At 75.1% G+C, this 25,318-nt stretch carries 21 protein-coding genes and 2 riboswitches; of the genes, 8 read left to right on the top strand and 13 right to left on the bottom strand.

Annotation, left to right across the window (positions count from 1 at the left end; all coding sequences use genetic code 11):
• Window positions 1-122: 122 nt before the first annotated feature.
• Window positions 123-1,415, bottom strand: a complete 1,293-nt coding sequence (gene mdo / locus KPF47_RS04105) for an NDMA-dependent methanol dehydrogenase (RefSeq protein WP_224387047.1) — start codon at window positions 1,413-1,415, stop codon at window positions 123-125.
• 234 nt (window positions 1,416-1,649) lie between these two features.
• Window positions 1,650-1,859, top strand: a riboswitch (cobalamin riboswitch).
• Window positions 1,860-1,990: 131 nt separating this feature from the next.
• Between mdo and metE the strand changes: the two genes are divergently transcribed.
• The 4 genes from metE (at window position 1,991) to KPF47_RS04085 (ending at window position 7,710) form a co-directional block, all read left to right on the top strand.
• A complete protein-coding gene (metE, locus tag KPF47_RS04100; RefSeq protein WP_224387044.1) occupies window positions 1,991-4,285 on the top strand; it encodes a 5-methyltetrahydropteroyltriglutamate--homocysteine S-methyltransferase in 2,295 nt (764 codons plus the stop codon).
• A gap of 145 nt (window positions 4,286-4,430) precedes the next feature.
• Entirely contained in the window at window positions 4,431-5,954 is a 1,524-nt protein-coding gene (locus tag KPF47_RS04095; RefSeq protein WP_224387042.1) for an ABC transporter substrate-binding protein, read from the top strand.
• On the top strand, window positions 5,951-6,895 hold the full coding sequence (locus KPF47_RS04090) for an ABC transporter permease (RefSeq protein WP_224387040.1): 945 nt from the start codon (window positions 5,951-5,953) through the stop codon (window positions 6,893-6,895). The genes KPF47_RS04095 and KPF47_RS04090 overlap by 4 nt, the downstream gene beginning before the upstream one ends.
• Window positions 6,896-6,933: 38 nt before the next feature.
• A complete protein-coding gene (locus tag KPF47_RS04085) occupies window positions 6,934-7,710 on the top strand; it encodes an ABC transporter permease (RefSeq protein ID WP_224387038.1) in 777 nt (258 codons plus the stop codon).
• Window positions 7,711-7,712: 2 nt separating this feature from the next.
• Here KPF47_RS04085 and KPF47_RS04080 read toward each other — a convergent pair whose 3' ends face one another.
• Window positions 7,713-7,850, bottom strand: a complete 138-nt coding sequence (locus KPF47_RS04080) for a hypothetical protein (RefSeq protein ID WP_224387036.1) — start codon at window positions 7,848-7,850, stop codon at window positions 7,713-7,715.
• Window positions 7,851-7,927: 77 nt separating this feature from the next.
• On the opposite strand from KPF47_RS04080, the gene KPF47_RS04075 reads away from it, so the two are divergent.
• Window positions 7,928-8,929: a hypothetical protein gene (locus tag KPF47_RS04075; RefSeq protein WP_224387034.1), complete on the top strand. Its 1,002-nt coding sequence runs from the start codon at window positions 7,928-7,930 to the stop codon at window positions 8,927-8,929.
• Window positions 8,930-9,190: 261 nt separating this feature from the next.
• Here the strand turns inward: KPF47_RS04075 and KPF47_RS04070 are convergent, their stop codons facing one another.
• Window positions 9,191-10,267 carry a ribonucleotide-diphosphate reductase subunit beta gene (locus tag KPF47_RS04070; RefSeq protein WP_374108796.1) on the bottom strand — a complete coding sequence of 359 codons (1,077 nt, stop codon included), beginning with the start codon at window positions 10,265-10,267 and terminating at the stop codon, window positions 9,191-9,193.
• Window positions 10,268-10,272: 5 nt separating this feature from the next.
• Complete coding sequence (locus tag KPF47_RS04065; RefSeq protein WP_224387031.1) at window positions 10,273-13,167, bottom strand: ribonucleoside-diphosphate reductase subunit alpha; 2,895 nt, start codon at window positions 13,165-13,167, stop codon at window positions 10,273-10,275.
• Window positions 13,168-13,300: 133 nt separating this feature from the next.
• Window positions 13,301-13,504, bottom strand: a riboswitch (cobalamin riboswitch).
• A 235-nt stretch (window positions 13,505-13,739) separates the two neighbouring features.
• Here KPF47_RS04065 and KPF47_RS04060 point away from each other — a divergent pair.
• The gene (locus KPF47_RS04060; RefSeq protein WP_224387028.1) at window positions 13,740-14,486 is read left to right on the top strand and encodes a trans-aconitate 2-methyltransferase; all 747 of its coding nucleotides are present in this window, start codon (window positions 13,740-13,742) and stop codon (window positions 14,484-14,486) included.
• On the opposite strand, the gene KPF47_RS04055 is transcribed toward KPF47_RS04060, so the two are convergent.
• Both KPF47_RS04055 and KPF47_RS04050 read right to left on the bottom strand, forming a co-directional pair.
• Window positions 14,487-16,007, bottom strand: coding sequence for an ABC transporter substrate-binding protein (locus tag KPF47_RS04055; RefSeq protein WP_224387026.1), 1,521 nt, complete (start codon window positions 16,005-16,007; stop codon window positions 14,487-14,489).
• The gene (locus KPF47_RS04050; protein ID WP_224387025.1) at window positions 16,004-16,390 is read right to left on the bottom strand and encodes a hypothetical protein; all 387 of its coding nucleotides are present in this window, start codon (window positions 16,388-16,390) and stop codon (window positions 16,004-16,006) included. Before KPF47_RS04050 ends, KPF47_RS04055 begins: the two co-directional genes overlap by 4 nt.
• Window positions 16,391-16,586: 196 nt before the next feature.
• On the opposite strand from KPF47_RS04050, the gene KPF47_RS04045 reads away from it, so the two are divergent.
• Entirely contained in the window at window positions 16,587-16,949 is a 363-nt protein-coding gene (locus KPF47_RS04045) for a hypothetical protein (protein ID WP_224387022.1), read from the top strand.
• A gap of 62 nt (window positions 16,950-17,011) precedes the next feature.
• On the opposite strand, the gene KPF47_RS38380 is transcribed toward KPF47_RS04045, so the two are convergent.
• The 7 genes from KPF47_RS38380 to KPF47_RS04010 form a co-directional block, all read right to left on the bottom strand.
• The gene (locus KPF47_RS38380) at window positions 17,012-18,061 is read right to left on the bottom strand and encodes an ATP-binding cassette domain-containing protein (protein ID WP_308015309.1); all 1,050 of its coding nucleotides are present in this window, start codon (window positions 18,059-18,061) and stop codon (window positions 17,012-17,014) included.
• Window positions 17,944-18,435 carry an ATP-binding cassette domain-containing protein gene (locus KPF47_RS04035; protein ID WP_308015308.1) on the bottom strand — a complete coding sequence of 164 codons (492 nt, stop codon included), beginning with the start codon at window positions 18,433-18,435 and terminating at the stop codon, window positions 17,944-17,946. The genes KPF47_RS38380 and KPF47_RS04035 overlap by 118 nt, the downstream gene beginning before the upstream one ends.
• Window positions 18,432-19,223 carry an ABC transporter permease subunit gene (locus KPF47_RS04030; protein WP_224387020.1) on the bottom strand — a complete coding sequence of 264 codons (792 nt, stop codon included), beginning with the start codon at window positions 19,221-19,223 and terminating at the stop codon, window positions 18,432-18,434. The genes KPF47_RS04035 and KPF47_RS04030 overlap by 4 nt, the downstream gene beginning before the upstream one ends.
• Window positions 19,220-20,188 carry an ABC transporter permease gene (locus KPF47_RS04025; protein ID WP_224387018.1) on the bottom strand — a complete coding sequence of 323 codons (969 nt, stop codon included), beginning with the start codon at window positions 20,186-20,188 and terminating at the stop codon, window positions 19,220-19,222. The genes KPF47_RS04030 and KPF47_RS04025 overlap by 4 nt, the downstream gene beginning before the upstream one ends.
• A complete protein-coding gene (locus tag KPF47_RS04020; RefSeq protein ID WP_308015307.1) occupies window positions 20,185-21,705 on the bottom strand; it encodes an ABC transporter substrate-binding protein in 1,521 nt (506 codons plus the stop codon). The genes KPF47_RS04025 and KPF47_RS04020 overlap by 4 nt, the downstream gene beginning before the upstream one ends.
• A gap of 9 nt (window positions 21,706-21,714) precedes the next feature.
• Window positions 21,715-22,965, bottom strand: a complete 1,251-nt coding sequence (locus KPF47_RS04015) for an MFS transporter (RefSeq protein WP_224387016.1) — start codon at window positions 22,963-22,965, stop codon at window positions 21,715-21,717.
• 112 nt (window positions 22,966-23,077) lie between these two features.
• Window positions 23,078-24,571: an ABC transporter substrate-binding protein gene (locus KPF47_RS04010; protein WP_224387013.1), complete on the bottom strand. Its 1,494-nt coding sequence runs from the start codon at window positions 24,569-24,571 to the stop codon at window positions 23,078-23,080.
• 142 nt (window positions 24,572-24,713) lie between these two features.
• Here KPF47_RS04010 and KPF47_RS04005 point away from each other — a divergent pair, with 142 nt between their 5' ends.
• Window positions 24,714-25,301: an NADPH-dependent FMN reductase gene (locus tag KPF47_RS04005; protein ID WP_224387011.1), complete on the top strand. Its 588-nt coding sequence runs from the start codon at window positions 24,714-24,716 to the stop codon at window positions 25,299-25,301.
• Window positions 25,302-25,318 lie beyond the last annotated feature (17 nt).

Here is a 25,318-nt window from a genome sequence, read left to right as displayed (position 1 = left end):
CGCGGGCCGCACCGGCTCTGGTGCGGAGAAGTGCGGGGCCGCAGCCAGCGGGCCCACCCATCCGAGTATCACCTCGGATGGCTGGGCCCGCTGGCGCGACGGTGGACGTCCTGACCTGCGGATCAGGTCAGCAGGTCGTCCAGGTCACCGTTGATGGAGTGGTCGACGACCGGGCGGACGGTCTCGAACGTGCACTCCTTCGGGTTGCCCGGGGTGCAGGCGTCGCCGAGGACGTGGTTGGTGATCCGGTCGACGTTGGCCGCGTCACCGACGATGGTGGGCGCGTTCTCGTAGAACTTGGTCGGGCCGATGCCCAGCCGGTTCTTCGAGTAGGTGTCCTGCTTGACGTCGGCGAACTTCTCCGGGATGCCCACGTCGCGCAGCAGCCGGATGGAGGCGGCCAGGGCGGCGTCGGCGGCCTGCGGCTTGGTCATGCCGCGGGTGTCGACCCCCATCGCCTCGGCGATGTCGGCGAAGCGCTCGTACACGACGGGCATGTTGAACGCCCACACGCGGGGCAGCGCGATGGCGTTGTTCAGGCCGTGGTGGGTGTCGTAGAACGCCGACACCGCGTGGCTGATCGAGTGGATGATCCCGAGACCACCGGAGTTGAACGCCTGGGCGGCGATGTACTGCGCGTACATCATGCCCTCGCGGCCGGAGAGCTCCTGGCCGTTCCAGACCGCCTTGCGCAGGTTCTGCGAGGTCAGCTTGATCGCGTGCAGTGCGTTGCCCAGCGACGGCTGGAAGTCCAGCCGCGAGACGTAGGGCTCCGAGGCGTGCGCGAGCACGTCGAACCCGCACTGCGCGGTGTAGTCGATCGGGCAGTCGTAGTAGAGCACCGGGTCGTCGATCGCCAGGGTGGTGACCGAGGCGTCGTCGAACGCGACGTACTTGTGCGGGTTGTCGGGGTCGGTCGTGGTGTCGGTGATGACGTAGGCCCACGAGGTCTCCGAGCCGGTGCCGGCCGTGGTGGAGACCGCGATGTGCGGCGGGTTGGCCGGGTTCTCGGACTTGTTGAAGCCCTCGAACTCGTTGACGTTGCGGCCGTCGTGCGCGACCGAGATGCGCGCGCCCTTACAGGCGTCGTGCGAGGAGCCGCCGCCGATGGAGACGAAGGAGTCGCAGTTGTTCTGCTGGTAGAGGCCCACAGCGTCCATGACGTTGTAGTCCTTGGGGTTCGACTCGACCTTGTCGTAGAGCACGACCTCGAGGCCGTGGTACTTCATCGACTCGACGATCTTGTGGACGATGTCGGTGCCACGCAGGCCCGACGTCATGACCAGGGTCTTCTTGAAGCCCAGCTTCAGGGCCTCCGGGCCGATGAGCTCGTGCGACCCCGGACCCATGAGCGCACGGGGGAACGGGTGGAACTCCTTGATGGGGAACGGCTTGAGCAGCTCGTCTACCTGCATGTCAGCCCTTTCTGAGGCAGGTGGATGGGTCGAGACCGCACGCTAGGACCCCTGTGGCCGCGGGCACAGGGGTGATCGCCATTACCCCTCGGGAGACCGGGCAGGTTCCCCCTCCGAACGGAGGGGCGCAGGGTGAGGTCGCCCTCGACCCGGCGACCGGGGAGGGCGTGGTAGTACTGCCAAGATATGGCAACAAGGAGCGATCGGCAACAGTCCGTCCGGCCGGGCCCGGGGTAGTGTCGGGTCGCCGACGGTTCGTGGCGGCCCGGGAACGGGGCGTCACGAGGCAAGAGGGAACCCGGTGGGAATCCGGGACTGCCCCGCAGCGGTGAACGGGAACGACCGCCGTCAACAGCACTGGGAGTGATCCCGGGAAGCGACGGCCAGTAGGTGTGAGCAGTGCGCCCGTGAGTCCGAAGACCTGCCGCCGGTGCGTGCGCCGTCCGGCGTGCGCGGATCCGTGGCCTCGCGGGAGGGTCGGGCGGACGCCGGGCACCGACGTGCCCGGCGGTCGCGGGCGCACCGTGCCGGCGACGGGTCCTCCACCGCACTCGCGAGGAGAGAGGGCCGTGAGCATGTCTTCCACCAGCAGCATCGGCACGACCGTGCTCGGCTACCCGAGGATCGGGCCGGGCCGGGAGCTCAAGCGGGCCACCGAGTCCTACTGGGCCGGGCGGACCGACGCGTCCGCGCTGCACGACGTCGCCGCCGGGCTGCGCCGTGAGACCTGGACCGGGCTGCGCGACGCCGGGCTCGACCAGGTCCCCGGCAACACGTTCTCGTTCTACGACCACGTCCTGGACACCGCGCTGGCGGTGGGGGCGGTGCCCGAGCGCTTCGCGGGCGTCACCGATCCACTGGAGCGGCTGTTCGCGATGGCCCGCGGCCGTACCGGCGCCCCGGCCTGCGAGATGACCAAGTGGTTCGACACCAACTACCACTACCTGGTTCCCGAGGTCGGCCCCGGCACCCGGCTCGCGCCGGGCAGCCGCAAGGCCCTCGAGGAGCTCCGCGAGGCCCTGCGCGGCGGCGTCACCACCCGCCCGGTGCTGGTCGGGCCGGTGACCTTCCTGCTGCTGTCCAAGCCCGCCGAGGGGGCGCCGGAGGGCTTCCGGCCGCTGGACCTGCTCGCCCCGCTGGTCGAGGTCTACCGCGACCTGCTCGTCGAGCTCGCCGACGCGGGCGCGGAGTGGGTCCAGCTCGACGAGCCGGCCTTCTCCGCCGACCGCACCCCGGAGGAGGTCGCGGCACTGCGCCGGGCCTACGACCGGCTCGCCTCGGCGACCCGGCGCCCGAAGATCCTCGTCGCGTCCTACTTCGGGGAGCTGGGCCCGGCGCTGCCCGTGCTCGCCGCCACGGCCGTCGAGGGGCTGGCCCTCGACCTCGTCGCGGGCGGCGCGGACCTCGACGCCCTCGACCCGACGGTCCCGGGACTGGACCGCAAGGTGGTGCTGGCCGGGGTCGTCGACGGTCGCAACGTCTGGCGCACCGACCTGGATCGGGCGCTGGCGACGGCCGGGCGGCTGGTCGGCGTCGCGGGGCGGGTCGAGGTCTCGACGTCGTGCTCGCTGTTGCACGTCCCCTACGACCTGGCCGCCGAGACCGGGCTGCCCGCCGACGTCGTCGACATGCTGGCGTTCGCCCGGCAGAAGGTCGACGAGGTCGTGGTGCTGGGACGGGCCCTGCACGAGGGACCCGACGCGGTCGCGGCCGAGCTCGCCGCCGCCCGGGCGACCCGGGACCGGGTCGCCGTCACCGCGCGCCGCGACGAGAAGGTCCGTTCCCGGCTCGACGCGCTCGGTCCGGACCACTACCGGCGCGGTCCCGGCGAGCGCCGGGCGACGGTCCAGCGGGACGCGCTCGGCCTGCCCGTCGTCCCGACGACGACGATCGGCTCGTTCCCGCAGACCGGGCAGATCCGGCGCGACCGGGCCGCGCACCGCTCCGGCGCCATCGACACCGGCACCTACACCGAGCGGATGCGTCAGGAGATCGTCCGCGTGGTGCGGCTGCAGGAGACCATCGGGCTCGACGTCCTGGTGCACGGCGAACCCGAGCGCAACGACATGGTCCAGTACTTCGCCGAGAACCTCGACGGCTTCGCCACCACCGAGCACGGCTGGGTGCAGTCCTACGGCTCGCGGTGCGTGCGCCCGCCGATCCTGCACTCGGACGTGTCCCGGCCCCGGCCGATCACGGTGGAGTGGGCCGAGTTCGCGCAGTCGCTGTCCGACACGCTGGTCAAGGGGATGCTGACCGGGCCGGTGACGATCCTCGCCTGGTCGTTCGTGCGCGACGACCAGCCGCTCGGCGACACCGCCCGGCAGGTGGGCCTGGCCCTGCGCGACGAGGTGGGCGACCTGGAGGCCGCCGGGATCCGGATCATCCAGGTCGACGAGCCCGCGCTGCGCGAGCTGCTGCCGCTGCACGAGCGGGACCGGCCCGCGTACCTGGACTGGGCGGTCGACGCGTTCCGGCTGGCCGTCGGCGCCGTCGCCGACGCCACCCAGATCCACACCCACCTGTGCTACTCCGAGTTCGGCGAGGTGGTGGGCGCGATCGACGGGCTCGACGCCGACGTCACCACGGTGGAGGCGGCCCGGTCCCGGATGGAGGTGCTGGCCGACCTCGGGCCGGGCGTGCCCCGTGGGCTCGGCCCGGGCGTCTACGACGTCCACTCACCGGAGGTCCCGGGCACCGACGAGCTGGCCGACCAGCTCGGTGCGGCGCTGCGTCACATCGGACCGGACCGGCTCTGGGCCAACCCGGACTGCGGGCTGAAGACCCGCGGCGAGGCGGAGACCGTGGCGGCGCTGACGAACCTGGTCGCCGCGGCCCGCCGGGTCCGGGACCGGGCGACGACCGGCTGAGCCCACCCCGCGCCGGCCACCCGGGCCAGCGGTGACGAGCGGGCCGTTCGTACGAAAGGTTCGTACGAACGGCCCGCTCGTGCGGAGGCGGAGGGGTTCCTCACGCCGTATTGAGTGAACAGGTGCTCAGATGTAGGCATGGAGGGTGATCACACGGAAGACGGCCTCGCTGCTCGTGGCCTGCGCCCTGGTGTTGGCCGGCTGCGGGGCAGGTGGCGGCTCCGGCGGGACGCCGGACCCGGCCGGTGAGCTGACGGTGGCCCTGCAGTTCCCGCCACGCGCCGACTACGCCTTCGACGCCGACGACGGCGCGCGGCTGCAGACCCTCGGCGTCGCCGAGACCCTGACCACGGTCGACGCCGACGCGCGTCCGGCCCCGATGCTCGCGACGGCCTGGGAGCAGCAGGGCAACGCCTGGCGGTTCACCCTCCGCTCCGGCGTCCGGTTCCACGACGGCACCCCACTCACCCCGGACGCCGTCGTCACCGCGCTGCGCCACGTGGCGGGCGTCGAGGCCCCGCCGCGGGCGATCCGGGACATCGGCCTCGCCGTCGCCCCCGACGGCCCGGACGCCGTGCGCATCACCACCACCGAGCCCGACCCGGTCATGCCGCTGCGCCTGTCCAGCGGCAACCTCGGCATCCTCGCCCCCGCCGCGTACGCCGGCGGCGGGGCGCCGGAGTACCTGCGCACCGCGACCGGTCCCTTCGTGCTGGACTCCGTCAGCGGCTCGGACTCCGCGCAGCTGGTCCGCAACGACGACTACTGGGGCGAACCGGCGGGCGCCGCCCGGGTCACCGTCCGCTACGTCGAGGACCCGCAGGCCAGGGCACTCGCGATCCGGTCCGGTGACGTGCAGTTCGCCGAGGGACTGCCGCAGGCCCAGCTCGACCAGGTCCGCTCGGCCGGCGCCGAGGTCGTCGAGTACCCGAACGCGCGCACCGTGCCGCTGCAGCTCAACCAGTCCGCGGCACCGTTCTCCGACCTGCGGGTCCGTCAGGCGGTCACCGCCGCGATCGACCGCCCGGTGCTCGCGCAGCAGGTGCTGGCCGGTGGGGCCGCGCCCGCGGCGGACCTGTTCGGCGGGGCCGTGCCGTGGGGCGGGACCGCTCCGCCGCCGGGCGCCGACCTCGTCCGGGCCCGGCAGCTGCTCGCCGAGGCCGGCTACACCGAGCAGAACCCGCTGACCGTGCGGCTGTGGACCTTCCCGAACCGGCCCGAGCTGCCGGCGCTGGCGAACGCGATCCAGGCGATGCTCGGTGCCGCCGGGGTGCGGGTCGACATCACCGTCGGTACCTACGAGGCCCAGGAACCGCGGGTCCTCGCCGGTGACTACGACATGTTCCTCAACTCGCGCAGCTACCTGTCCGACTTCCCGGACGCGGCGAGCACCCTGACCTCGGACTACACCTGCGAGGGCAGCTACGCGATCGACCAGTACTGCAGTCCCGCCTACGACGCGCTGGTCGACCGGCTCACCACCACCGTCGACCCGGCGGCCCGTCAGCAGATGTTCCGTGAGGCCGCGGCGATGCTGACCCGCGACGCCGTCGGCGTCATGGTCGTGCACCCGCTCGACACCGCCGTGCTGCGCGGGGCGACCGGCTTCGTCCCCGACCCGCTGCAGATCCGCCCGGTGCTGCCGCAGCTCTCCCCGACGACGGGGTGATCGGGCTCCTGCTGCGCCGGCTGCTCGTCGTCGGGCTGGTGCTGCTGGCCGCGTCGGTGCTGGTGTTCGCGCTGCCGCGGCTGGTCGGCGTCGACCCGGCGCGGGCGGTCCTGCGGGCCCGCAGCGCCGAGGCGGTGCCGGACCCCGCGACCGAGGCCCGGCTACGGGAGTCCCTGGGGCTCGATGCGCCGGTGACCGAGCAGTACCTGCGCTGGCTGGGCGGGGTGCTGCGCGGCGACCTCGGCCTCGGCTACGTGGCGCGGACCCCGGTCGCCGGGCAGGTCGCCGACGCCGCGGCCGTGTCCGGGCTGCTCGCGGTGCTCGCGCTGGTGCTCGCGGCGGCCGTCGGTGTCCCCGCCGGGGCCTACGCGGCCCGCCGGCCCGGCGGACGGCTCGACCGCATCCTGGGGGCGGGCACCGTCGCCGGGGTCGCGGTCCCGGAGTTCGTCCTCGCTCCGTGGCTGGTGCTGGTGTTCGCGGTGTGGGCCGGGGCGCTGCCGGCGCTGGGCTGGGGCGACCCGGCACACCTGGTCCTGCCGGTGCTGACCCTGGCCGCCTGCCCGGCGGCGCTCGCCGCACAGCTCGTCCGGGCCGAGACCGCCGGAGTGCTGACCCGGCCGCACGTGCTCGTCGCGCGGGCCAAGGGACTCGGCGAGCACCGGGTCCTCTGGCGGCACGGTGCCCGGCTCGCGACGACGTCGGTGACCGCGCTGGCCGGGATGTTCGTCGCCGGTCTGCTGGGGGGCTCGGTGGTGGTCGAGGTCGTGTTCGGCATACCGGGGCTGGGCCGGCTGCTGCACCGGGCCGTCGTCGCGCAGGACCTGCCGGTGGTGCAGGCGGGCACGCTGCTCGTCGTCGCGGTCGCGGTGGTCGCGGGGGTGCTCGTGGAGGTGGCGGCGGTGGCGCTGGACCCGGTCCTGCGCTCGGCGGGGTCGCGGTGAGGCTCCGGGGGCCTGCGCCCTGGTGGGCCGCTGCCGGGGTGGCCGCCCTGCTCGTGGTGGGGCCGGTGCCGATGCTCGTTCCGGCAGGCCTGCTCTCGGTGCCGCTGCCCGACCCGGACGCCGTGGACTTCGCCGGGATGCTCGCGGGCCCGTCCGCGGCGCATCCGCTGGGTACCGACCAGCTGGGCCGGGACCTGCTCGCGCGCACCGTCCACGGTGGACGCCTGACGGTCGGGCTGGCGCTGTCGGCGGTGCTGGTCACCGGGGTGGTCGGGGTCGCCGTCGGGTCGCTCGCCGCGGTCGCGGGCCCGGTCGGGCGGGCGGCGATGCGGGTGGTCGACGTCCTGGCCGCGATCCCGGTGGTGCTGTTCGGGCTGCTCGCCGCCGTCGCGCTCGGCCCGGGCGTCGGGTCGCTGCTCGTCGCGGTCACGGTGATCGCCTGGACGCCGTTCGCCCGGCAGGCCTACCTGCTCGCGCTCGCCGAGCGGCAGCGCGAGTACGTGACGGCTGCGGTCGCCCTGGGTGCGGGCCCCGTCCGGATCCTGACCCGGCACGTCGCGCGCAACCTCGTCCCGCCGCTGGCCGCGCACGCCTGCGTCCGCTTCGCGAGCACCCTGCTCACCGTCTCGGGACTCCCGTTCCTCGGGCTCGGCGTGCAGCCGCCGACCGCGGAGTGGGGCGCGATGGTGGCCGAGGGCCGCGAGTACCTGTTCGGTGCGCCGCAGGTGGTGCTGGTGCCCTCGTCGGCGGTCGTGCTGACGGCCGGGGCGGCCCTGTGGTGGGGACGCCGGTGGGAACGGGTGGGAGCGCGGTGAGCTCAGGCCGCCCGGGACGGCCCGCGCGCGCCCGCCGGTTCGAGGGGCCTGCCGAGTTCGGGGAACCAGCGGTAGGCCTCCGGTCTGCCCTCCCAGTCGCAGCCGGCGCACTCCGGGCCGTCGTGCGGGTGCTCGTCCACGATGCCTCCAGATTGTTGTTGCCATCACTGTGCGACCGGGGTGTGAACCCTCCGGTCGGAGGGGCAGGGTGAGGGGCGTGGGCGACAGGGGCGACGCGGACGAGACGGCCGGGCTGCTGGGCGCGTACCTGGCCGACCCGTACGCGGGCTGGAGCATGGGCGCGCCCGGCGCGATCGCGGAGTTCGTGCGGACCCCCGACGAGGCCGTCGGACCGTCCGGGCCGGGCACGGTCGTGACCCCGCGCGGCGGGATCCGGATCGACGCGCACCCGGCGACCCGCCCGCTGGCCTACCGGACGCCGGTCGGCCCGCACGAGCACTGGAACCACGCGGTCGCACTCTGCCTGCCCGCGGCCGCGGCGCGCGGCGCCGCCCGGACCGCCGTCACCTTGCTCGGGCCCGATCGCGCGGCCCTGCGGCAGGCCGACCGCGACGCCGTGCTGGTCGACCTGGGGCTGGGCACGACCACCGTGGACGCCTGCGTCCGCACGGCCGACCCGGAGCTGCTCGGCCTGCTGCACCGCGCCGCGGGCGCTCCGCTCGACGGGGCGCTGACCGCCGCCCTGGTCGCGGCGGGCCCGCACCGGGTGTTCACCACCGCGCTCGGCCGGGTGGAGGTGTACGCCGCGATCCCGCCGCCGGAGGGCCGCTCGCCGGACGGTCCGCACACCCACCTGCTCCCGCACGTGCTGCGCGAGGGCCGCACGCACGCGGCGACCGTCCCGGTGCCCACCGGGTACCTGCCGTGTGCGCACCTCTACCCCGCGCACCCGCTCGCCGACCTCACCGGTCGTCCGATCCCGTTCGACCCGACCCGGGCGGCCGCGTTCGACGGTCTGCTGGAGCGGTTCGGCGACCCGGAGCAGGGGGCGGTGACCGCCGGGGTCGTCCGGGCGGTCGCGGCGGGGGAGGCCCCCGGGCCGCGGCCGGCGACGGCGCCGGGCCGGGCCGCGCAGGCCGTCGCGCTGCGGGTGCTCGCCGTCGCCGGCGGGGCCGACCGCGCGGTGCTCGACGCCTGGCGCGGACGTACCGGTGCCGACGGCCTCCTCGATCCGAGCGGCGACCGCAACGCTGGATGACCCCGGCCGCGGGGCGGACCCGCGACGCGGTCGACACAGCCGGCCTGCGGTCGGCCCGATCGCGAGGTCCGGCCGGTGTTCGGCACCACCGGGCCGGTCGTGATCCACCCGGCCACCGGCACGGGGCGTGGGAGGCGGCCCCGGCCGGCGGTGACGGCGGCTGCTCCCGCGGCGGTGCCCGGAGGGTCCCCGGCCCGCGCGGAGGTGGGCCGGACGGACGAGCGGACGGGCCGGCCTCGGCCTGCCCGTCCGCCCCTGCCGTCAGTCCCAGTCCAGTGAGCCCCCGGTGCGGTACTCGGTCACCCGCGTCTCGAAGAAGTTCTTCTCCTTGCGCAGGTCCATCGCCTCGCTCATCCACGGGAACGGGTTCTCCGGCTCCCCGAACAGCGGGGCGAGCCCGATCTGCTCGGCGCGCCGGTCGGTGATGAACCGCAGGTACCGCTCGCAGGACTCGGCGGTGAGCCCGAGCATCCCGCGGGGCATGGTGTCGCGGGCGTAGGCGACCTCCAGCTCGCAGGCCTCGCGCAGCATGGTGCGGATCTCCGCGACGAACCCCTCGGTCCACAGGTGCGGGTTCTCGATCCTGATCTGGTTGATGCAGTCGATGCCGAAGTTCAGGTGGATCGACTCGTCGCGCAGGATGTACTGGTACTGCTCGGCGATGCCCACCATCTTGTTGCGCCGGCCGAGCGCGAGGATCTGGGCGAACCCGGTGTAGAACCACATGCCCTCGAACACCACGTAGAAGGCGACCAGGTCGCGCAGGAACGCGCGGTCGTTCTCCGGGGTGCCGGTGCGGAAGTCCGGGTCGGACAGTGCCTGGGTGTAGCGCAGCGCCCAGGCGTCCTTCTCGGTGATCGACGGGACGGTCCGGTACGCGTTGAACAGCTCGCCCTCGTCGAGACCGAGGGACTCGCAGACGTACTGGAACGTGTGGGTGTGCACCGCCTCCTCGAACGACTGCCGCAGCAGGTACTGGCGGCACTCGGGGTTGGTGAGGTGGCGGTAGACGGCGAGCACGATGTTGTTCGCGACCAGCGACTCCGCGGTGGCGAAGAAGCCGAGGTTGCGGGTGAGCATCAGGCGCTCGTCGTCGGTGAGGCCGCCGGGGGAGCGCCACAGCGCGATGTCGGCCTGCATGGCGACCTCGGTCGGCATCCAGTGGTTGGCGCAGCCGGCCAGGTACTTGTCCCAGGCCCAGGTGTACTTGAGCGGCAGGAGCTGGTTGACGTCGGCGCGCGCGTTGATCATGCGCTTGTCGTCGGCGTCGATCGGGGCGGCGCCGCGGGCGATCTCGCCGAGGCCGCTGGCGTCGCCGGGGTGTCCGGTGGGCTGCACGGTGGTCACTGGCAGGCCTCGCAGTCGGGGTCGTCGACCGAGCAGGCGCGGCCCGGGTCGAGGTCGGGGGCGCCGGTGGCGGGGACGGCCGTGGCGGGCCCGGCGGCGGGGGCCGTGGGCACGGCGGCCGCGGGCGACGGGGCAGGGGCCGGGGTGCTCGGGACACCGGTCAGCCGGCCGTCGGTGCCGGTGAGGGTGGACTTCTCCACCGACGTCGCCGCGCGGGTCCGCAGGTAGTAGGTGGTCTTGAGCCCGGAGCGCCAGGCGAGCCGGTAGAGCTCGTCGAGCGCCCGGCCGCTGGGGGAGGCGAGGTAGAGGTTCAGCGACTGTGCCTGGTCCAGCCACTTCTGCCGGCGCGAGGCGGCGGCCACCAGCCAGCGTGGCTCGATCTCGAACGCGGTCGCGTAGAGCTCCTTGAGGTCGGCGGGGACCCGGTCGATCTCGGCCACCGACCCGTCGAAGTACTTGAGGTCGGCGACCATCACCTCGTCCCACAGCCCGCGTTCCTTGAGGTCGCGGACCAGGTGCGGGTTGATCACCGTGAAGTCGCCGGACATGTTGGACTTCACGTACAGGTTGAGGTGGATCGGCTCGATCGACTGCCCGACCCCGCAGATGTTCGAGATGGTCGCGGTGGGGGCGATCGCGAGGACGTTCGAGTTGCGCATCCCCTGGGAGACGACCTTGTCCCGCAGCGCGGCCCAGTCCAGGGTGGATGACCGGTCGACGTCGAGCTCGCCCTCGCCGCGGGCCTCGGCCAGCAGCGCGAGCGAGTCCAGCGGCAGGATCCCCCGGCTCCACAACGATCCCTCGAAGCTGGCGTAGCGGCCGCGCTCGGCGGCCAGGTCCGACGAGGCCGTGATCGCGTGGAACGACAGCGCCTCCGCGCTGCGGTCGGCGAACTCCACCGCGGCGTCGCTGCCGGGCGCGATGCGCTGGAGGAACAGCGCGTCGGAGAAACCCATCAGGCCCAGGCCGACCGGGCGGTGGCGAAGGTTGGACCGGCGGGCCTCGGGGATCGTGTAGAAGTTGATGTCCACGACGTTGTCGAGCATCCGTACCGCGGTGGTCACCGTGGCGCGCAGCCTGTCCGTGTCGAGCCCGTCGCGCGTGACGTGCGCGGCCAGGTTGACCGAGCCGAGGTTGCAGACCGCGACCTCGCCCTCGTCGCCGGCGCGGGTGTTGAGGGTGATCTCGGTGCACAGGTTCGACGAGTGCACCACCCCGGCGTGCTGCTGCGGGCTGCGCAGGTTGCACGGGTCCTTGAACGTGATCCACGGGTGCCCGGTCTCGAACAGCATGGTCAGCATCCGGCGCCACAGCTCGACCGCGCGCACCGTGCGGTGCACCCGGATCTCCCCGCGCGCCGCGGCCGCCTCGTACTCGCGGTACCGCTGCGCGAACGCGGTGCCGTAGAGGTCGTGCAGGTCGGGCACCTCGTCCGGGGAGAACAGCGTCCACTGCGCGTCGGCCTGCACCCGGCGCAGGAACTCGTCGGGCACCCAGTTCGCGGTGTTCATGTCGTGGGTGCGGCGGCGGTCGTCGCCGGTGTTCTTGCGCAGGTCGAGGAACTCCTCGATGTCGACGTGCCAGGTCTCCAGGTAGGCGCACGCCGCGCCCTTGCGCTTGCCGCCCTGGTTGACCGCGACGGCGGTGTCCCCGGCGATCTTGAGGAACGGCACGACGCCCTGGGAGACGCCGTTGGTGCCGCGGATGTGCGCCCCGAGGCCGCGGACCGGGGTCCAGTCGTTGCCGAGTCCGCCGGAGTACTTGGCCAGCAGCGCGTTGTTCCGGTACCCGCCGAAGATCGACTCCAGGTCGTCGTCGACGGTGGTGAGGAAGCAGGACGACAGCTGCGGCCGGGTGGTGCCGGAGTTGAACAGTGTCGGGGTGGACGCCATGAAGTCGAAGCTCGACAGCAGCTCGTAGAACTCGACCGCACGGGCCTCGCGGTCGACCTCGCGCACCGCCAGGCCCATCGCGACCCGCAGGAAGAACGCCTGCGGCAGCTCGAAGCGCACGCCGCGGTCGTGCAGGAAGTAGCGGTCGTAGAGGGTCTGCAGGCCGAGGAAGCCGATCTCCAGGTCGCGGTCCGGCCGGATCGCGGCGGTGACCCGGTCCAGGTCGAAGGTCGCGAGCTCGGGGTCGACCAGGCCGATCGCGATGGCGTGGCGCAGGTAGTCCTTCGTGTAGGACGCGTACTGCTGCGTCATCGTCGCGTGGTCCGGGGTCTCCCGGGTGCCCGCCAGGTGCGAGACGGCCTCGGTGCGCAGCCGGTCCAGCAGCAGCCGCGACGCCACCAGGGAGTACGCGGGCTCGCGCTCCACCAGGGTGCGCGCGGCCAGGACCAGGGCCTGGGCCAGCTCGTCGGCGGTGATGCCGTCGTAGACGGTGCGGTCCAGCTCGGCGAGCACCGGCTCCGGCGCGACGTCGGCGACGCCCTCGCACGCCTCACCGAGCACGGCGGCGACCCGGTCCCGGTCCAGCGGGGTGCGGCTGCCGTCGGGGCCGGTGACGTGCACGACCGGCGCGCCCGGGGCGCGGTCCCCGCCGTCGCGCGCCCGGGCCCGTGCCTGCTGCTCGCGGTAGAGCACGTAGGAGCGGGCGACCTGGTGGTGGCCGCCGCGCATCAGGGCGAGCTCGACCTGGTCCTGGATCTGCTCGACGTGCACGGCGTGCGCCGGGTGCCGGGTCAGCGCCGCGACGACCTGGTCGGTCAGCCCGGCCACGAGGTGGTGCAGCCGCGACGACGCCGCGCCCGGGTCCCCCTCGACCGCCAGGAACGCCTTGGTCGTGGCCACCGAGATCTTCGTGGCGTCGAACCCGGTCTCCGAGCCGTCGCGCCGGATGACGCGCAGGGCCGGGGGTGCTGCTGCCGGTGCAGCGGTGGAAGCCGTCACGGGCTCTCTCCTCGCGAGTCGCCGTCCACTCCGGGGCGGGCGTGGTGCGAGGGAGGAGGCGGCGGGTCCCGTGTCGTCGGCGGCCCACCACACCCTGGCGCCGTCCCACGAGGCCCCGGAGCAGCGCACGCCGGACGGCGCACGCACCGGCGGCAGGTCTTCGGACTCACGGGCGCACTGCTCACACCTACTGGCCGTCGCTTCCCGGGATCACTCCCAGTGCTGTTGACGGCGGTCGTTCCCGTTCACCGCTGCGGGGCAGTCCCGGATTCCCACCGGGTTCCCTCTTGCCTCACCGGCCCGTGCGGGCCGGTGAACCACCAGCGCCCCGGACACTACATCTGGGGCTGCGAACCGGGCGAGCCCCTATCTGTTCGGGTTTTCCGGGTAGGAGGCTCACGCACGGTGAACGCCGCCGGTCAGCGGCGCGGCGCCGTCCGCCCCGGCCGGGGAACCGCCCGGCGTGCCCGCGCGGACGGGTGACGCGGGGTGAGGATCGTCGCCGCCTTCCGTCGCCGTGGCCGGCGGGCTACGGTCGGACCCGTTGTTGCCACAGAGGTGCAGGAGGCCGCGTGACGGTCGGGACCGACCTCGACGCCGAGCACTGGCTGCGGCGCTGGGACACCCAGCAGGAGCGTTACGTCCCCGACCGCGAGGAGCTGTTCGCCCTGGCGCTCGACGCCGTCGACCGGCTCGTCGGCGCCCCCGCCCGGGTGCTGGACCTCGCCTGCGGGCCCGGGTCGTTCGCGGCCCGTGCGGCCGACCGGTTCCCCGACGCGGAGATCGTGGGGGTCGACATGGACCCGGTGATGCTGGAGCTGGCCCGGCGCACCACCGGCGACCGGGTCCGCTGGGTCGACGCCGACCTGTCCGGTCCCGGCTGGACCGGCGCCGTCGGTGGGCCGTTCGACGCCGCGGTCTCCGCCACCGCACTGCACTGGCTGCCCGAGAACGCGCTGCCCGGCCTCGCCGCCCGGCTCGCGTCGGTGCTGCGCCCGGGCGGGGTGTTCGTCGACGTCGACACCCTGCTCACCGACCCGGCGCACCCGCGGCTGGCCGAGCTGACCGTGGCGCTGCGCCGTGAGCGCACCGACCGCGGACTGGCCACCGGCGAGGACTTCCGGGCCTGGTGGGACGCGCTCGCCGAGGAGCCCGCGCTCGCGGCGGGCTTCACCGAACGCGAGCGCCGCTTCGCCGACCGGGTCGCCGGCGGGTCGTCCCTGCCCGCCTGGGAACGGGCGCTGTCCGGCGCCGGGTTCGCCGAGGTCGCGACGCTCACCCAGACCTTGGACCGGCGCACCCTGGTCGCGATCCGCTGATCACCCGAGCCGGGCGCGGGCGAAGTTCGCCCAGGCGAACGTGTTCGGCCGGGCCGCCTCGATCCCGGTCAGCCCGGCCGCGACGCCGACGTTCCAGTCCCGCACGCCCCACACCAGCGCGCCCGAGTCGTCCCGCAGGAGCCCCAGGATCCGGGCGAACGCCTCGGCCCGTGCGGTCTCGTCGGTGGTGGAGACGGCTGCGTGGTAGAGGCGGTCGATCTCCGGGTTCCGGTACCCGGTGAAGTCGTAGGTCGGGGTGCTGGTGAGCATCCGGCGTCCGACGTAGTCCGGGATCGGCAGCGAGCCGGTGCTGTTCTGGGAGAAGACGCCCTGCTGCCGGATCGCGCGGAAGTATCCTGCCGACGGCAGCGGCCGCGCCGTCACCCGCAGTCCGATCTCGCCCAGCTGCCGCGCGACGAGCGCCGTGGCGGCGTCGAAGGTCGGGTCGGCACCGCTGGTCTGCAGCTCGACCGCGGTCCCGCGGGCGCCCGCGGCCTCGACGAGGGCGCGGGCCCGCGCGACGTCGCGGGCCACCGGCTCCGCGTCGGCCGGGTGGTAGCGCAGACCGAGGCCGACCATGTCGTCGCCGACCCGGCCGCGGCCCAGCAGGACGACCCGTACGAGCTCCTCGCGGTCGATGCCGAACCGGACCGCCTCCCGCAGCCGCGGGTCGGCGAACGGCGGGCGGTCCACCCGCATCACCAGGAACTGGCTCGCCGAGGCGGGCGCGGACAGTGCCGACGCGCGCCGCTCGCCGTCGAGGCGGGCGGCTCCGGTGGGGGTGAGGTCGTGGGCGTAGTGCACCTGGCCGGACAGCAGCGCGCCGATCCGGGCGGCCTCGTCGTCGACGGGCAGGAACTCCAGCTCGCGCACGCCGGGTGCGCCGTCCCAGTGGTCCTCGGAGGCGGTGTAGAGCGTCGAGCCGCCCGGGGTGAACGACGCGAGCCGGAACGGCCCGGTCCCGTTCGGACGCTCGGGCGAGGTGGTCCCGGCCTTCACGATCTCGGTACCGGGCGCGCCCCAGGCCAGCGGGAACAGCGTGTTCGGCCGGGACAGCACCAGCTCGACCGTGTCCGGGGACACCGCGCGCGACGCGGCCGCGTCGAGGTCGCGGAACAGGGCCGCGGCGACGGCGTTCGTCGCGGGGTCGCGGATGCGGGCCACGGTGGCCAGGACGTCGTCGGGGGTCAGCGGGGAGCCGTCGTGGAAGCGGGCCGTGCGCAGCCGGATCCGCCAGCGCCGCCCGGACGGGTCGCTCTCCCAGGACTCGGCCAGACGCGGCTCGGGCGTCATGTCCTGGGACCACCCGGTGAGGGTGTCGAAGCACGCCTTGGCCCGGGCCTGGTCGACGTAGAGCGGCAGCACGTGCGGGTCCAGCGACTCGCGCGAGCCGCCGGTCGCGAAGGCCACCCGCAGGCGCCCGTCGCCCGTCCCGGCCCCGGAGCAGCCGGTGAGCGCGAGCGCAGCGACGCCCAGCGCGCCGGTCAGCACCCGGCGCCGGGACAGTGCCGGTGGGGTCATCCGGCGGCCCGTCCGGTGTCCGTGGCACGCGGGCCGGGGGCGAACACGTGCTTGTCGAGGACGGCCGGGCGGGGTGCCGCCCCGGGCCCACCGGCCCGGACCCAGCCGGTGACGGCGTCGGTCGTCGCCGCATCGAGGACCGCACGCAGCCAGACCGGCCGGGCGCCGGCCCGGCGGGCGGCCGGAGCCGGCGCGACCACCACGACGTCGGAGTCGGCGCACGGGCCGAGGCATTCGCTGGTCCGCAGGGTCGCGTGTCCTGCGGTGTCGCGGATGAGCAGGTCGAGCAGCCCGTCGTGGTGGGCACGGTCCAGGCCGGGGTGCTTGCGACCGGAGCCGCAGCAGCAGCCGCGGCAGACCGTGACGGAGGGGAGCGCGGACATGCGGCGGACACTACGGCACATCTGACGAGATGTTCATGTGTCGTTCGACCGCCGGTGTCCCCGGGACGTCGGCCGCGGCGCAGGGCCGACGACCACCGGCCGGCAGGGGTGGGCCGGGTCCGGACGGGGAACCCGGGGGGCGGACCCGGCGTCGCGCCGACCGGCTGCGGCGACCACCCCGACGAGAGGAACGGCGATGAGCCACCACGTCCTTCAGGCCGCGGGCGTCAGCACCCCGGCGGCGGTCGTCGAGAAGCTGCACGACGCGGAGCGCGCGAGTACCGCCTGCGCGTCGGCCATGGCCGCCACCGGCGGGATGGAGCGCGAGGTCCTGCTCGCCCTGGACTGTGCGGACCTGTGCTCGGCGGCGGCCCGCGTGCTGGGCCGCCGCACCGGGGACAAGGCCGTCGCCGAGGCCGCCGCGTCGGCCGCCGCCCTCGCCTGCGAGGCCAGCTCGGCCGCCTGCGGCGCGCACGCCGACCACCACGAGCACTGCCGGCTGCACGCCGAGGTCACCGGGGAGACCGCGGCACTGCTGCGCGAGCACGCCGGCGCCTGACCCGTCGCGCCGGCGGGGCCGCAGGCGCGGACCGGGCCGACGGCCCCCGCGCGCCCGGGGACTCAGGCCCCGGGCGTCGGCCCCGGGGGTGCGGCCACCCGTCCCCCGGAGAGGGCGAGCACCCGGTCGGCGGCGGCCACGGTCACCGGGTCGTGGCTGATCAGGACGACGGCGAGACCCTCCTCCCGGCGGGCGCGCCCGAGCTCGTCGAGCAGCAGCCGCCGGTGCCCGCCGTCCAGCGCCGAGGTCGCCTCGTCGGCGACCAGCACCGACGGTCGTACCAGCAGGGCCCTGGCCACCGAGGCCCGCTGCAGCTGCCCGCCGGACAGCCCGCCCGGGCGGCGGGCGACCGTGTCCCGGGCCAGACCCAGCCGGTCGAGCAGTGCCAGCGCCCCGGCCCGCGCGTCCGCGTGGGAGGAGCCGTGCAGCAGCACCGCGGGCCGGGCGACCTGGTCGAGGACCGACCGGTGGTCCAGGAACGCCGACCGGCAGTCCTGGTGGACGTACTGCACCGCCCGTCGCGCGGGCACCGCCCCGTCGACCAGCACCCGGCCGGTGTGCGGGGCGAGACCGGCGAGCGCGCGCCCCAGCGTGGTCTTGCCCGCGCCGGACGGCCCGACGACGGCCAGGCACCCTCCCCGCCCCAGGGTCAGGTCCACACCGGACAGCAGTGGCACCCCGGACGCGCTCCGGACCGTGAGACCGCGCACGGCGAGCCGGGCGTCCCCGTCCCCGGCCGGCGCGCCCCCTGCCCGCGGGGCATCGGCCCGCCCACCGGCCGGGCCGCGACGGACAACCCGTCCGTGGTCGAGCCGCAGCACCTGCACCGCGGGCCCGGCGGCGGCGATCCGGGCGACCGCGTCGAGGTCGTGGGTGAGCAGCACCAGGGCCGTACCGCCCCGGGCGAGGACGCAGAGCCGGTCGAGGACGGCGCCCCGGGTGGCGGGGTCCAGGCCGGTGGTCGGCTCGTCGAGCACCACCGCGCCGGGTCGGGTCACCAGGGTCTGGGCCAGCGCCATGCGCTGCTGCTGCCCGCCGGAGAGCTGGTGCGGGAACCGCCGCAGCAGCCAGGGCTCGGCCCCGAGCCCGGCCCGGTCCACGGCGTCGGCCACCGCGGCGGCCCGGACCGCCCGGTGCAGGCGGCCGCGGCGAGCTCGTCGAGCACCGGTCCGGTCCGGCGGACCGGGTCCAGCACGGTGCCCGGGTGCTGGGGGAGGTGTCCCACCCGTCCCGCCCGGGCGCTCCGGAGCCCGGCGGCGTCGTGGCCGAGCAGCTCGGTGCCGCTGGCGCGCACCGAGCCGGCCAGGCCGACCCCGGGGTTCGCCTCGCCGAGCAGGGCGAGACCGAGCGTGGACTTGCCCGCCCCGGACGGCCCGACGACCGCGAGCACCGCGCCGGCGGCCAGCTCGAGATCCACCCCGTCGAGCAGCACGGCGCCGTCCGCGGTACGTGCGGACAGCCCCGCGGCCCGCAGGACCGGGGTCACGAGGCCGCCCCTGTCCGGTCGGCGATCCGGTCCACCAGCAGGTTCGCCCCAGCGGCCAGGGAGATCAGCAGGACCGCGGGCACCAGCAGCGCGGCCGGGGCCAGGAACAGCGACGCGGTGTTCTGCTCGATCACCACCGCCCAGTCGACGGTGTCCGGGGGCAGCCCGACCCCCAGGAAGTTCGCGCTCGAGAGCAGCGTCAGCACCAGCACCGCCCGGGTGCCGGCGTCGACGAGCACCGCACCGGAGACGAAGCGCCCGGTCTCCAGCAGATGGATCCGCCACCACGGCTCGCCGGACAACGCCATCGTCTCCAGTGCGACCCGGCGGGCCGGGGCGGCGGCCGCGCCGCGGACGAGCCGGACCACGGCCGGGAGCTGGACGAGCGCGGCGGCCGCCAGCAGCCACCCGATCCCGCGACGCCCGGTCCCGGCGAGCACCAGCAGCACCAGCAGCGAGGGCAGGACCAGCAGCAGGTCCAGCAGCCGCTGGGACAGCGCGGCGACCCGGTGCCGGGTCGCCGCGGCGAGGGCCAGGCCGAGCGGGACGCCGACCAGGTAGGTCAGGGCCAGCGCCCCGACGGTCAGCAGCACCACCGTCGTGCCGCCGGTGAGGGCGAGACCGAGCACGTCGCGTCCCAGGGCGTCGGTCCCCAGCGGGTGGCCGGGCCCCGGCGGCAGCAGCGCCCCGGGCGAGGGCCCGCCCCCGCCCAGCAGCGGCGCGAGCAGCGGCCCGGCCAGGGCCAGTACCAGCGGTACACCCACCAGGACCAGGGCGAGCACGGTCACGGGGCCTCCTCGCGGACCGGGGTGAGCCGCGCCGCCACGACGTCGACGACGAGGTTGACCCCGATCGTCGAGGCCGCGAACAGCAGGGCGTAGCCCTGGACCAGCGGCAGGTCGCGCAGCTGCACGGCCTGCACGAAACTCGCACCGACCCCGGGCAGGGCGAACAGCGCCTCGACCACCACGACGCCGCCGAGCATCCCGTCGACGACCCGGGCCAGCTGCTGCAACGCGGGTGCCACACCGCCGGGTAGCACGTGCCGGGTCAGCACCACGCCCTCGGGCAGCCCGAGCCGCCGCAGGTGGGCGACGTGCGGGGACCGGTCGGTCTGCACCACGCCCAGCCGGACCTGCCGGGACAGCCGTCCCAGCTGCGCGGAGACGAGGACCGCGACCGGGAGCACCAGCACCGCCGGTGTCAGCAGCGACCCGCCGCCCGCCGTGGCGGGCAGCCAGCCGAGCTGCAGCGAGAACAGCCCGACCAGCAGCAGGCCCAGCGCGAACTCCGGGGCGGCCTGCAGCGCCGCGACGACGCCGGTGGACACCCGGTCGCCGGCACCGCCGGGCCGACGTCCCGCGAGCACCCCGATCGCGACCGCGAGCGGGACCGTCACCAGCAGGGCGAGCCCGCCGAGCAGCACCGTGGTGCCGAGCCGGTCGACGAGCTCGTCGACGACCGGCCTGCCGGTCACCAGCGAGGTGCCCAGGTCGCCCCGCAGCAGGTCACCCGCCCAGTCGCCGAGGCGTTCGGCCGGCGGCCGGTCGGTCCCCAGCGTGGTGCGCAGCCGCTCGACCTGATTGTCGGTCGCGTCCGGCCCCAGGACGATCTCGGCGGCGTCCCCGGGCAGCAGCGTGGTGAGGGCGAACACCAGCAGCGCCGCCGCGGCCAGCTGCGCCGCCGCCACCCCGGCCCGGCGGGCGGCGCGGACACCGCGTACCCGCTGCCGGGCGGGCGCGGTGCTGCTCACCCGGCGGCGGCCTTGTCGAAGCGGGCCCAGAGCAGGCTGTTCGGCCGGGCCTCGGCGATGCCCGTCACGCCGTCGGCGACGCCGACGTTCCAGTTGCTCGTGCCCCACACGAGCGCCCCCGAGCCGGCCCGCAGGGTGGTCTGGATCCGCTCCAGGTGGGCGGCCCGCTCGGCGTCGTCGGGTGTCGCGACCGCGGCGGCGTAGAGCCGGTCGATCTCCGGATCCCGGTAGCCGGTGTACTGGTTCTCGTTCGACCCGGTGAGCCTGCGCCGTCCGATGTAGTCGGGGATGGGCAGCGTGCCGGTCCGGGTGAACGAGGAGACCCCCTCGGTCCGGACGGTCACGAAGTAGGTCTGCGGGTCCAGGGTCCGCGGGGTGGCACGGAGCCCGATCTCGTTCAGCTGCTCGGCGACCAGCGTCGCGGCGGGGCCGAAGTTGGGGTCGCTGCCCGAGGACTGCAGCGCGAAGGCGGCCCCCTGCGCGCCGGCCTCCCGGACCAGGGAACGGGCCCGCTCGACGTCCCGGGTGAGCTGGGGGACCCCGGAGGGGAAGTACTGCAGGTCGGGGCCGCCGAACAGGTCGTTCCCGGGACGCCCGGTGCCGAGCAGCACGATCCGGACCAGGGCCTCGCGGTCGATGCCGAGCCGGACGGCCTCGCGCACCCGCGGGTCGGCGAACGGGGGCCGGTCGACCCGCAGGTTGAGGAACTGGGTGGTCGACTGCGGCGCCGAGAGCAGCACGGCGCGCCCGCCCTGCTGCTCGAGCCGGCGGGCGGCGGCGGGGCGCAGGTCGTGGGCGTAGGCGACCTGCCCGGACAGCAGCGCGCCCAGCCGGGCCTGCTCGTCGTCGATGGGGGTGAACTCCAGCTCCGGTGCGGGCGGTGCGCCGTCCCAGTAGGCGTCGTTGCGGGCGTAGACGGCGGGGCCGCCCGGTTCGAACGAGACGAACCGGAACGGCCCGGTGCCGACCGGGTTCGCGAACGACGTGGTGCCGGCCGGGACGATCTCGGTCCCCGGGGCGCCCAGGGACAGCGGGAACAGGAAGTTCGGCGCCGAGAGCACGATCTCGGCGTCCCGCCCGCGGGCGGTGCTCGCGGTGTGGTCGACCGTGGCGAACAGCGAGGCCGCGGTCGCGGAGGTCGCGTCGTCGGCGATCCGGCGCAGGGTGAACAGCACGTCGTCCCCGGTCAGCGGACGGCCGTCGTGCCAGGTGGTGTCGCGCAGCCGGATCCGCCAGCGGGTGCCGGTCGCGTCGGGCTCGATCGACTCGGCCAGCCGTGGTTGCGCGGTCATCTGCTGCGACCAGCCGGTGAGGGTGTCGAAGCAGGCCTTCGCCCGGGCCTGGTCGACGAACTGCGGCACGACGTGCGGGTCGAGGGACTCACGCGTCCCCCCGCCGGGAAAGGCGACCCGCAGCCGCTCACCACCCCCGCCCGACCCGCCGCCACAGGCGGCGAGGGCGGGGACGGCGGCGAGCGCGGCGGCAGCGCCGAGGAGACGGCGGCGACTGATCGGCACGGGGGTTCCTCAGGTGGTGGGGACGGGACGGGGCTCGAGACGGCCGGTGCGCGCCATTCCGGCGATGACCGCGCCCCCCGCGGCGCCGATCGCGAGCAGGACGGCGAACGGGACCCAGCGGCCGGACCCGTCGGGGAAGCGGTCGAGCAGCTCGCCGACGGCGGTGTTGGTGATCGCGACGACGACGGCGGAGACGAGGTAGTACCAGCCGTAGTAGGTGCCGGCGAGCTGTTCGCTGCCCACCCGGGGCAGCAGCGACAGCGAGAACGGGCTGGTCATCGCCATCCCCACGGTGAACACCACGGTGCCGGCCAGGACGGGGGCGACGGCGAGCAGTCCGGCGGCGGTCCACTCCCCGGCCGCCGCGGTGGGGACGAACGGGGCGGCCACGCCGATCGGGACGAACCCGGTGCCCATCAGGAGCAGGCCGACGGCCATCGACCGGCCCTCCGACCAGCGGGCCCGGCACCACGCCGTGATCCGGACCTGCCCGGCGATCCCCACCAGGGTGGAGACGACGAACACCGCGCTGACCGCCCCGGTGACCCCGGACACCCGCTCGGCCTCGACCGGCAGCACCAGGTAGAGCTGGTTGAACAGGGCGAAGTACCCGGCGCCCCCGAGCGCGAACAGCAGGAACCGCCGGTTCGACACGACCTCGCCCCAGCTGCCGATCACTCCGCGGTCCTGCGGTTCGACCGGCCGCGCGGGCAGGACGAACAGCTGCGCGACGGTGAGCACGGTGAACACCGCGCAGGCCACGCCGGCGACGAGCCGGAAGTCCACGGCGAGCAGCGCGGCGCCGAGCAGGGGCCCGGCCAGCGCGCCCACGTGCCCGAAGACGTTGAACACCGAGAACACCTCGGCGCGGCGGTCCCCGGCCTCGTGCATCAGGTAGGCCCGCACCGCGGGGTTGAAGAAGGCGCCGGCGAGACCGGTCAGGACGGCGGCCACGACGAGCCCGGGCAGGTCGTCCACGACGACGAACAGCCCGAACGCGAGGATCCGCAGCGCGCACCCGAGGATGATCATCGGTCGGCAGCCGATCCGGTCCGCGGCCGACCCGCCGACCAGGAACATCCCCTGCTGGGAGAGGTTGCGCAGCGCCAGGACCAGCCCGATGGTCGCGGCGGCGAACCCGAGGCTGCCCATGTAGGTCGCCAGGAACGGCAGGACCAGGTAGAAGCCGAGGTTGATGCCGAACTGGTTCACCACCAGCAGCCGGCTCGGCACGGTCAGCTCACCGAACGCGCGCAGCACGTCATCCCCCCGAGGTCACATGATCACCTGAACGGGACCACAGTCGTCGAGGGGTTTCAAGACGGATGCAGGCATCTGCATCCTCCTGGCAACAAGACCGCTGCCCGAAGGGTCAGCCCATCCGGGCGCGGTGGAACCGGGCCCAGTCCCCGGTGTCCGGGCGGGCGGCACGGACTCCGGTCAGGTCGGCGGAGATCCCCGCGGTCTCGTGGCCGGAGGACCAGACCGTGCCGTTCTCGCGCGTCAGCAGCAGGGCGCGGCGCAGCGCGTCGTCGCGGACCCGCTCGTCCGGGGTCGCGGCGGCCGCTCCGACCAGGGCGGCGAGTCCGGCCCGGGCACCGCCCGGGCCCGGTGGGCCGTCCGTGTCGTCCACCCCGGCCGCGTCCGCGACGGCGCGCAGGTGGAGCGGGACCGGGTGCGCGGCGACCTTGACGAAGGCGATCCCCGGGGCCGGTCCGGTGTCCGGCGGACCGGGTTCCCGCGGCTCGGCGCGCAGCCCGATCGCCGCGAGCTGTTCGGCGACGACCGGCGCCGCGGGGTGCGACAGCGGGTCGAACGGGTCGAACACCAGCGGCACCGGGGAGCCGTCGAGACCGGCGTCGGCGACGAGCGATCGGGCCCGGTCGAGGTCCCGGACCACCGGGGGGACCTCCGCGGGGTGGAAGGCCAGACCGGCTCCGAACAGGTCGTCGCCGGGGTCGCCCAGGTCGAGCAGGACGGTGCGCACCAGCTCCCGGCGGTCGATGCCGAGCCGGACGGCCTCGCGCAGCCGCGGATCCGCGAACGCCCCGCCACGGGGTTCCAGGAAGCGGGTGACCGACCCCGGGGCGGTGAGCACTGCGGTGCCGGTGCGGCCGGCGATCCGGCGGGCGGAGTGCGGGAACAGGTCGTGGGCGTAGGCCACGTAGCCGTCGATCAGCGACTGGTAGCGGTTCTCCTCGTCGTCGTCGACCACGAACTCCACGGCCGGTGACGGTGCCGCGCCCAGCCAGTGCGCGTCGTGCCGGTACAGCGCGTCCTGCGAGCCGGGCAGGAACCGGAACGCGCCGGTGCCGACGGGCAGCTCGCCGCGCCCATCGCGGACGATCCCGGTGCCCGGCGCAGCCAGGACCAGGGGGAACAGGAAGTCCGGCGCGCCGAGCACGAGCTCCAGCTCGGTCGGGGAGACGACCCGGCTGGCGGCGGGGTCGAGCGTGCGCAGCAGCGGGCCCGCGGTCGCCCCGGTGTCCGGGTCGGCCACCCGGCGCAGCGACGCGAGCACGTCGGCCGGGGTGATCGGCCGTCCGTCGTGGGCGACGGCGGGCCGCAGCCGGACCCGCCACCGGGTGCCGGTCCGGTCCGGGCCGACGGACGCGGCCAGGTGCGGGGCCGGACGCATCTCCTGGTCCCACACCAGCAGGGTGTCCGCGACGGCCGCGGCCCGTGCCCGGTCCACCGGCCGCTCCACCCGGTGCGGGTCCGGCGCCCCGAGCGGCCCGGACCCGGGGAACGCGACGACCAGCCGGGTCGTGGCGACGTCGGCCGGGGCGCCGCACGCGGCCAGCGCCGGTACCCCGGCCAGCGCGGCGACGGTACCGGTGGCGCGCAGGAACGAGCGTCGGGACACGGACACCCCTCCAGGGTGCCGGGCGCCGGGAGCGCCCGGGCACCCGGCTCGCCGTGCGGACCCACCCGGAGGACCTGCGGGTCGTCCGGGTGGCCGATCGGCTGCCCGGCCACCGGACCCGGCCGCGTCTAGGGTCCCGGAGATGGATCTCCTGGCGATCTCCGGCAGTCCCTCGGACCCGTCGAAGACGGCGCTGCTCCTCCGGGTCGCCGTGCACCGCGCCGGCGGGCACGACGGCGTCACCGCCGGGCTGCTGCAGCTGCGCGAGCGCGACGTCGTGTTCTCCGACGGCCGCGACCCCGCGGACTACACCGGCGACACCCGTGCGGTGATCGACCGGGTGGTCGCGGCGGACGCGCTGATCGTGGGTACCCCGATGTACCGGGGGAGCTACACCGGCAGGCTCAAGAACCTGTTCGACGTGCTGCCCAACGACGCGTTGGCGGGCAAGCCCGTCGGGCTCGTCGCGACCGGCGGCACCGACCACCACTTCCTGGCCGTCGAGCACGAGCTCAAGCCGCTCGTCGGGTTCTTCCGCGCGTGGGCGGTGCCGGGCGCGGTGTACGCGAACAACACCCACTTCACCGGCGGTGAGCTCACCGACGACGGTGTCCGCGAGCGCCTGCACGACCTGGCCGACGCCGTGGTCACCTTCGCGCGGGCGGTGCCGCGCACGGCTGCCGGCCCGGCCGCGCCGGACATCCCGCGGCGCTCGCTGGGCCAGGGGTGACCGCCGCGCCCGGGTCG

The sequence above is a fragment of the Pseudonocardia sp. ICBG1293 genome (assembly GCF_020131355.1).
Taxonomy (GTDB): Bacteria; Actinomycetota; Actinomycetes; order Mycobacteriales; family Pseudonocardiaceae; genus Pseudonocardia.
This window is presented reverse-complemented; position numbering and strand designations above follow the sequence as displayed.

Bases quoted from the DNA above. Each gene is read 5' to 3' on its own strand.
- mdo (WP_224387047.1), bottom strand. From the start codon at position 1,415: ATGCAGGTAGACGAGCTGCTCAAGCCGTTCCCCATCAAGGAGTTCCAC.
- KPF47_RS04005 (WP_224387011.1), top strand. From the start codon at position 24,714: ATGGATCTCCTGGCGATCTCCGGCAGTCCCTCGGACCCGTCGAAGACG.
- KPF47_RS04050 (WP_224387025.1), bottom strand. From the start codon at position 16,390: ATGTCCGCGCTCCCCTCCGTCACGGTCTGCCGCGGCTGCTGCTGCGGC.
- KPF47_RS04045 (WP_224387022.1), top strand. From the start codon at position 16,587: ATGAGCCACCACGTCCTTCAGGCCGCGGGCGTCAGCACCCCGGCGGCG.
- metE (WP_224387044.1), top strand. From the start codon at position 1,991: ATGTCTTCCACCAGCAGCATCGGCACGACCGTGCTCGGCTACCCGAGG.
- KPF47_RS04055 (WP_224387026.1), bottom strand. From the start codon at position 16,007: ATGACCCCACCGGCACTGTCCCGGCGCCGGGTGCTGACCGGCGCGCTG.